The sequence below is a fragment of the Nocardia amamiensis NBRC 102102 genome (genome assembly GCF_001612745.1).
Lineage (GTDB): Bacteria > Actinomycetota > Actinomycetes > Mycobacteriales > Mycobacteriaceae > Nocardia > Nocardia amamiensis.
In genome coordinates this window covers 1-7,495 of the sequence record NZ_BDBA01000186.1, presented here as the reverse complement: position 1 = coordinate 7,495, position 7,495 = coordinate 1, and the positions used below count along the sequence as shown (strand labels likewise).

At 68.2% G+C, this 7,495-nt stretch carries 8 protein-coding genes; 4 read left to right on the top strand and 4 right to left on the bottom strand.

From position 1 onward, the window contains the following. From NA4_RS29035 to NA4_RS29020, 4 genes are all read left to right on the top strand, one after another. A partial coding sequence (locus tag NA4_RS29035) for an ABC transporter substrate-binding protein/permease (RefSeq protein WP_067477088.1) occupies positions 1–1,419 on the top strand: 1,419 nt, incomplete at its 5' end. Further along, a complete protein-coding gene (locus tag NA4_RS29030; protein ID WP_067477085.1) occupies positions 1,420–2,145 on the top strand; it encodes an amino acid ABC transporter ATP-binding protein in 726 nt (241 codons plus the stop codon). 104 nt (positions 2,146–2,249) lie between these two features. After that, positions 2,250–2,546 (top strand): hypothetical protein, encoded by a 297-nt coding sequence (locus NA4_RS29025; protein WP_067477082.1) that lies wholly within the window; start codon positions 2,250–2,252, stop codon positions 2,544–2,546. Between the two features lie 186 nt (positions 2,547–2,732). Next, complete coding sequence (locus NA4_RS29020) at positions 2,733–3,137, top strand: nitroreductase family deazaflavin-dependent oxidoreductase (RefSeq protein ID WP_067477079.1); 405 nt, start codon at positions 2,733–2,735, stop codon at positions 3,135–3,137. Positions 3,138–3,193: 56 nt separating this feature from the next. Here NA4_RS29020 and NA4_RS29015 read toward each other — a convergent pair whose 3' ends face one another. The 4 genes from NA4_RS29015 to NA4_RS29000 form a co-directional block, all read right to left on the bottom strand. After that, positions 3,194–3,406 carry a hypothetical protein gene (locus tag NA4_RS29015; protein WP_067477076.1) on the bottom strand — a complete coding sequence of 71 codons (213 nt, stop codon included), beginning with the start codon at positions 3,404–3,406 and terminating at the stop codon, positions 3,194–3,196. A gap of 213 nt (positions 3,407–3,619) precedes the next feature. Then, positions 3,620–4,882: a CHAT domain-containing protein gene (locus NA4_RS29010; RefSeq protein ID WP_067477073.1), complete on the bottom strand. Its 1,263-nt coding sequence runs from the start codon at positions 4,880–4,882 to the stop codon at positions 3,620–3,622. Beyond that, complete coding sequence (locus tag NA4_RS29005; protein ID WP_067477070.1) at positions 4,879–6,405, bottom strand: tetratricopeptide repeat protein; 1,527 nt, start codon at positions 6,403–6,405, stop codon at positions 4,879–4,881. Before NA4_RS29005 ends, NA4_RS29010 begins: the two co-directional genes overlap by 4 nt. A 1-nt stretch (position 6,406) precedes the next feature. Continuing rightward, positions 6,407–7,426, bottom strand: coding sequence for a hypothetical protein (locus NA4_RS29000; RefSeq protein WP_067477067.1), 1,020 nt, complete (start codon positions 7,424–7,426; stop codon positions 6,407–6,409). Between the last annotated feature and the right edge of the window lie 69 nt (positions 7,427–7,495).

Below are 7,495 nucleotides of genomic sequence, written 5' to 3'. Positions count from 1 at the left end.
GGCCTGCACGTGGAGTTCTCCGGCACCGAGTTCGCCGGACTGCTCGCCCAGGTGTCCGGCGGCCGCTTCGACGTCGGCTCGTCGAACATCACCACCACCGACGCGCGCCGCCAGCTGGTCGGCTTCACCAATGGCTACGACTTCGGCTACTTCTCCCTGGTGGTGCCGAACGGCAGTGCCATCACAGGGTTTTCCGATCTCGGCCGCGCCACCAGGATCGCCGTGGTGCAGGGCACGGTGCAGGACGAGTTCGTGGTGAACCAGCTGCGCCTGAACCCGGTGAAGTTCCCGGACTACAACACCGCCTACGCCAACCTGAAGTCCGGCCAGGTGGACGCGTGGGTCGCGCCGTCCGCCCAGGCCGAAGGGGCGATCAAGCCCGGTGACGGTATCTCGGTGTCGCAGAACACCTTCAGCCTGGACAACTTCGTCGGCTATGCGGTCGCCAAGCACAACCAGCCCCTGATCGATGCGCTCAACAGCGGATTGGACGCGGTGATCGCGGACGGCACCTATGCCCGGCTCTACAGCGACTGGGTGCCGAGGGAATTGCCGCCGGGCTGGAAGCCGGGTTCCAAGACCGCGACAACGCCGCAACTGCCGGACTTCGCCGCGCTGGCCGCGGACGAGCGGCAGGGCGACACCGAGCAGAAAGCGCCGAAATCGACGGTGCAGCAATTGAAGGACACGTTCTTCGACTGGTCGTTGTATCGCAAGGCCTTTCCCGATCTGATCAAGACCGGCCTGCCGAATACCTTGATCCTCGCGGTGGTTTCGGGTGCGCTGGGCACTCTGCTGGGCATGCTGCTCGCGGTCGCCGGAATTTCCCGGACGCGCTGGCTGCGCTGGCCTGCGCGGGTGTACACCGACATCTTCCGCGGCCTGCCGGCCGTGGTGATCATCCTGCTGATCGGCCTCGGCGTCGGCCCGGTGGTGCGTACTCTCACCGGCAACAACCCGTACTGGCTCGGCGCCGTCGCACTCGCGTTGCTGGCCTCGGCCTATATCGGCGAGATATTCCGCTCCGGTATCCAGTCGGTCGAGGCGGGTCAGTTGGAGGCGGCGCGGGCGATCGGCTTCGGCTACCGGCAGGCGATGACTCTGGTGGTGATCCCGCAGGGCGTGCGCCGGGTGCTGCCCGCACTGATGAACCAGTTCATTGCGCTGATCAAGGATTCCTCGCTGATCTACTTCCTCGGTCTGCTCGCCACCCAGCGCGAGCTGTTCGCGGTCGGCCGTGATCTCAACGCGCAGACCGGGAACCTCTCGCCGCTGGTCGCCGCAGGCCTGGCCTACCTGCTGCTGACCGTCCCGCTCACCCACCTGGTGAACTACATCGACCGCCGGATGCGCGCCGGACGTCCCGACCGGCCGATCGATCCGATCGAGACCGCAACGATCACGGAAGGGCGCGGATAGATGAGTGCCTCCCTCACCGGTACCGGACTGCATCTGACACTGGGACACAACCATGTGCTGCGCGGCATCGATATCCACGTCGACGCGGGCAAGACCGCCACCGTCATCGGGCCGTCCGGCTCCGGCAAATCGACCCTGCTGCGGGTGCTGAACCGGCTGCACGAGCCGGACCAGGGCGACGTGCTACTGGACGGCAAGTCCGTGCGCACCGAGAACCCGGACCGGCTGCGCCAGCGCATCGGCATGGTCTTCCAGCACTTCAACCTGTTTCCGCACAAGACCGTGGCGGAGAACATCGCGCTCGGCCCGCGCAAGCTGCGCGGCCTGTCCAAGGACGAGGCTCGGGCGCTGGCCGTCGAACAGTTGGCGATCGTCGGATTGGCGGAGAAGGCCGACACCAGGCCCGCCAACCTCTCCGGTGGCCAACAGCAGCGGGTCGCGATCGCGCGGGCGCTGGCCATGCGGCCGGAGATCATGTTCTTCGACGAGGCCACCTCGGCGCTGGACCCGGAGCTGGTCAAAGGGGTGCTCGCGGTGATGACCGACCTGGCCTCCGGGGGCATGTCGATGATCGTGGTGACGCATGAGATGGGTTTCGCGCGCACGGTGTCCGACAGCGTGGTGTTCATGGACCATGGGCAGGTCGTGGAGACCGGCTCGCCCGACGCGCTGTTCGACAACCCGCAGACGCCGCGGTTGCAGCGGTTTCTCTCCCAGGTGCTCTGAGCCGCCGCGTCCAGCACATCGAGGGCAATCTCGATTGATGCGCATCTGCTAATGTATTGAGCATCGCGATTCCAACTATCCGATCGAGGAAAGAGGGAAATTCGATGACCACAGCGCATGCGCAGCACACCGGCCACGAGCACGTCCATGGCCCGGACTGCGGCCATACCGCTTTCCAGCACGGCGATCACACCGACTACGCCCATGACGGTCACCTCCATCGCGAACACGAAGGTCACTACGACGAATGCGAGCCGTCCGGGCACGTCGAGTGCACCGACCACCCGCATCAGCACGGCCCGAACTGCGGCCACGAGGCCGTCCAGCATGGCGACCACGTCGACTACATCCACGACGGTCACCGCCACGCGGCCCACAACGGTCACTTCGACGAGCACTGACTCGCCGTACCCCGGTCCTGGAAAGGCACCGATTCACGCTGCGGGTTCACCAGGTGGTGATCCGGCTCGGCTCGCCCGTCGCGGCTCAACGCACAGGTCGCGATCCTGATCCGTGCGTTTCCCGGACGCGGCGCGCGTCCAGAGGGAAAGCTGAGCCTGGTCCACCACATCCGAGCGAGGTGAACCATGGACGTCAAGGAAATCAATCGCCGAACGATCGCTCAGTTCCGTGCGGGCGGCGATATCGAGGGTATGCATCGCGACCGCTTGGTCCTGCTGACCACCACCGGCCGCCGCTCCGGCGTCCCGCACACCACCCCGATGATGTTCCACCGCGACGGCGACCGGCTCTTGGTCGTTGGCTCCAACGTCGGCGCGCCGAAGCACCCGGACTGGTACCTGAACCTGCGGAACAATCCGCAGGTGACCGTCGAGGTGGGCGAGGAGACCTATCCCGCGCTGGCCACCCCGCTCACCGGTCACGACCGCGCGGTGACCTGGGCCATGCTCGTGAACACCTACCCGTTCTTCGCCGAGCACGCAATGAATACCTCGCGCGTCATCCCGGTGGTCGCGCTGACCCGGGCGTAACGCGAACCTTCAGCCGCCTGCACTCGACGGTCGACGATCGCCGATCAGGTGCTCGGTCAGTTCGGGCGCGCCGATGTCTCGCCACGGTTGCTCGCGGCGATTTCGAGCAGCGTCATCAGGTTGCCCGGGTCAACCGGCTCGATGACTCCCTCGGGAACTGCCAATTCGGCGAGGTGGTGGCCGGTGGGACGCAGTGGCGGGGCATGGTCGGGTTGTCCGAGAATGGTGGCGATGTTCCCGTCGGTGTCGTAGACGGCGTAGTAACGCATGAGCTGGCTCCTCAGTGGCCGGTCGAGACGGTCATCCGAATGGTGTAGCTACTCCTGGTCAGAACACGCTGTGGCTGAAGGAGTCCGAGCCTAGCTGGCTCCAGCTCCGAATGGTGCCGTCTCCGAATTCAGGTGCGCATGAGTAACGGGTTACCCGTTTTCGTCCGACTTTTGCGTCCGCGATGCAGGTAGAGCGGTCTACGGAAACGTGATCTATGGTTTGCTGGCGCAGACAGTCGCGAACGCCGACCAGAGCACCGGCGAGTGCTCGATCCCGCCGGTGTCGCGCCAGGCGGCCAACCGGTCGCGCTGCCAATCGGCGAGTGCAGACACCGGATCGGGCTGTTCGTGTGCGGCGTCGATGGCGCAGATGGCCTGCTGGAGCGGGTTGGCTTCGGACGGTGCGCCCGCGACGCGCCCGAAGGCGAGGTCGGTCGGTAGCGCCCACCTGCTCGCGGTGACCAGTTCGGCGCCGCCGCTGATCATCGCGGTGGTCAGGCCGAGCGCTTCGCTGAATCGCAGGTCTCCGCCGCTTTCACAGGCGATCAGTGCCACCCGGCTCGGGATCGGCCATAGTTGCGGCCCGGCAACGGGAGATGGGTCGATCGTGTGTGTGCCGAGCAGCAGATCCTTCGCCGACAACGGCCGGTGCGTCCGGGTGGGTTCGGCGAAGCCGACGGCATCGGCTGTGCAGGAAAGGTGCAGCTCGGCGTCCTCGCTGCGGCCGGATTCCGGCGCGGCCGCGGTGACGTGCCCGACGTAGATCATGCGGCTGGCCCCCGCGCGCAAGGTGGCGCCGAGCCAGGCGCGGTCGACATCGGTGCGGCGGAAGACCTCGACTGGGTCCTCGACCGCGGGCCGCAGCCTGCCCCGCATGGCATAGTCCGCGATGCGCTGCGCGAGTGGGGTGTCGGCCGTCATGCGGCCGAGCACCGAGCCGAGCGTCGAATCGGCGCGGAACCCGGGGACTCGTGGGTCCAGCACCGCGACGACCGGACTCGCCTGCGTCCGCGTCCATTCGCGGGTGATGCGGCCTGGCGCTTGCACGACGCTCGCCGGGGCGAGCAGGCTGACGTCCGCGATGTCGATCAGCCGGATATCGCGGTCCGGCGCGATCAACTCCCACGGCACCTGCGCGACGCGCGGCGACGGTTGCAGCCGGATATGCGGACGCACGCCACGCTGCCACAGTTCGTAGAGCTGAGTCGCCAAGCCGTACGGCAGCAGTGCTCGAGAAAGGGCCTGCGCGACAGCGTATTCGCGCTCATAGTCGGTGAAGGCTCCGCTGGTCAGCGCGCGTTCCAGGCCACCGGGCTCGCCAGGCCGTGGCAGCGCGTCGGCGAGCATGCTCACCGCCCGCATGGCGGCTTCCTCCGGCAGCATGCTCGCGCCACGCTCCGCACTGTCGCCGACCCACCGCCACGAGACGTACACGTCTCCCGCGTCCGCCATGCGGACGATCACTGTCGGCGTCATATCGTCACTACCCGATCGTCGCGGATCACCCGGCCGTAGCGCTGTTCGGCGGCGGTGATGAACGGCGCGAGCGCGATCCGGCCTTCCGCGGCCAGCGCCAGGCGCGGCGGTGGCGCGACCGGTAGACCGGCGCCTGCCGCGACGTCGGCGAGGGCGGCGCCGAGTTGCAGCGCGGCGCTGCCGGGATGGTCGTCGAACTCCGGCGGTGCTTCGAACAATGCGAGCGGGAGCCGCGCGGGCCGGTCGTACTCGGCGCGGTCGATGACCAAGGTGGTTCCAGCGCATTGCGTCTCGATGAGATCGGCGAGCAGTGGCCCGTTGCCGGACAGGTAGGCGAACCGGAACGCCAACCGCATGGCGGGGTCGGCGATCTGGCGGTTCCACTGCTCGCGCTGGGTGCCATTGGGCAGGGTGCAGCGCACGGCGTCGATGGCCAGGGCGGCGGGCACGGCGAGGCCGATCGCGTGCGCGAGCATTTCCGCGGTCGGCGCCTCGGTCGCGGCGATCGCATCGTCCAGGAGCTTCGCATGCCAGAAATCGAGCTGGGCGCAGTGCAGTCCGAGGCCGCGCTCGGCGTAGATCGCGAACGCCGCGGCGAGCAGCTCCTCGCACTCGGCCGGCCGCCCGGTCGCGAGCGCCACCGTGGACAGCCGGATGCGCAGGTCGGCCGCGTCCAGCACGGCGCCCGACTCGATGAAGTAGGCCAAGGCCCGGTCGTAGCAGTCCTGGGCGCCGGCGAGATCGCCGCGGCCCTCGGCGAGGAACCCCATCGTCTTGAGCCCGATTCCGGCTCGATAGCCGAGATCGGCGCGCTCGAAGTACTCCTGACTCGACCGCAGCGGAGCCTCCGCTTCGTCGTACCGCTCGACGCGGACCAGCATGGTCGCGAGGTTCTGTTCGGTCTCGGCGACCGCGTTGCGGTCGTCCACCGACGCGAACGCGGCCAGCGCCTGCCGCGCGAAATCGATGGCCAGATCGCGGCGTCCGGTCTCGAAGTAGGTCGCGGCGAGATTCATCAACGGGTGGCCGGCCAGTTGCGGTGCGAATCGCCGTGCCGCCGCCAGCGATTCGGTGGCCAGCTCGGCGGCGTAGGCCCAGTTCTGGCGGTGCAGTGCCACCGCGGTCAGTGACAGCAAGCAGGCCACGCGGAGCACGCCGAGGTCGGTGTCGGTGTTGTCGGCGAGCAACGCCCGTGCCTGCTCCAGCGCCTGCTGCGCCTCGTCGAGCGCACCGAGATGCTGCAACGCCTGCGACATGTTGACCAGTGTGTTCGGGCGCAAACGCGGTGCGTACTCGGGCATTTCGGCCAGTGCCGCACGGTAGAGAGCGAGCGAGGCGGTGTGGTCGCCGAGTTCGTCGGTCATGCTGGCCGCGTTGATGATCGCGCCGAGCCGGATGTCGCCGGTGGTCTTCTCCGCGGCTTCCTCGAAGAGGCGCTTGGCCTCCGCCGTGTCGCCGCGAGCATAGGCCGCGGCGCCAACGGCGAGCAGTTCGCGACCGTCGTCCGGAGTCTCGTCGGTCATGTCAGAAGTCCGAATCCGAGGCGGCGGCGGCGATTTCGGCGAGTAACGGGCGTTCGACGGGATGGTCCGGCGCATCGGTTGTGCGGCGTAGCCGCGCCATGACCAGCGCGCGGATTCGGGCGCGACGGTTTACGTCGTCCGGTTCCGGCTCTTCCACGCCGACGCCCGGCACGTAGATTTCCACGGCCACACCCGACTCCGATCCGGTCGGTGCGGCTGTCTGCGCCTGCCAGAGTTCGCCGTCGCGAATCAGAGGCACGTCGACCGCGCCTGCGGCCCGGATACGGGCACGGGGATGCAGGTGCGCTGGGACATCCACCACCGGCAGCGGCGCGGCGACCACGCTGACCCGCACGATCGTCGTGCCCGCGTCGCGCACCACTTCCCAGGACACGGCGCGCTCCGAGGCGTCGAGCAAGCCCGGTGGGCAGCGACGCCAGTCCCAGCCTGCCGTGCCCCTGGCCGAGACCAGGGCGCCGGGTGCGACTGTTGCGACCGGTCCCGCGGCCAGCGCGTAGTCCTCCGCACGGCCCACGGGCTCGGCGCCGCTGGGTCTCTCGCCCAGCGCGTCCGCTCCGTCGACGATCAGCTCGCACTCCTCGCTCAACGCGGCGATTTCGTCCTCCAGCAGGTGCTCGTCCAGCGGGGCGATGCCATCCAGGGTGGAGGCGGGCCACCAGCGCGCCGCCCAGCGGGCATAGCCGAGCCGCCAAATGCGTGCCGCGAGGTCCGGCAATGCGGGCTCGGCGGTGTATCCGCTTGTGTCGCTGTCGGATTCGTCGAGAGCGAGGGCTACCTCCTGGCCGTAAATCGCCCAGACCCATTCCTGGGCGAGCGAACGGTCATCGATCACCGCCGCCGGGGTCGCGTGGCCGGCGAGCAGGCTCCAGGTCAGATGTCCACCCGCCACTTCGAGTACCAGCACGTCGATTCCGGCCATGCCGTCCACGACGGTGGGCGCGCCTTCCGGCGCGATGATCCACAGTCCGTCGCGATACCGGATCCGTACGGTCGTGCTCATGACTGCGCCTCGCTGGCGCTCGGCTCCGTCATGACCACGAACGTGGCTGTGTTGATTGTTCGCTCGCTA

Excerpts from the sequence above, each read along its gene's own strand:
- NA4_RS29030 (WP_067477085.1), top strand. The coding sequence starts at position 1,420 with ATGAGTGCCTCCCTCACCGGTACCGGACTGCATCTGACACTGGGACAC.
- NA4_RS29025 (WP_067477082.1), top strand. The coding sequence starts at position 2,250 with ATGACCACAGCGCATGCGCAGCACACCGGCCACGAGCACGTCCATGGC.
- NA4_RS29020 (WP_067477079.1), top strand. The coding sequence starts at position 2,733 with ATGGACGTCAAGGAAATCAATCGCCGAACGATCGCTCAGTTCCGTGCG.
- NA4_RS29015 (WP_067477076.1), bottom strand. The coding sequence starts at position 3,406 with ATGCGTTACTACGCCGTCTACGACACCGACGGGAACATCGCCACCATT.
- NA4_RS29010 (WP_067477073.1), bottom strand. The coding sequence starts at position 4,882 with ATGACGCCGACAGTGATCGTCCGCATGGCGGACGCGGGAGACGTGTAC.
- NA4_RS29005 (WP_067477070.1), bottom strand. The coding sequence starts at position 6,405 with ATGACCGACGAGACTCCGGACGACGGTCGCGAACTGCTCGCCGTTGGC.
- NA4_RS29000 (WP_067477067.1), bottom strand. The coding sequence starts at position 7,426 with ATGAGCACGACCGTACGGATCCGGTATCGCGACGGACTGTGGATCATC.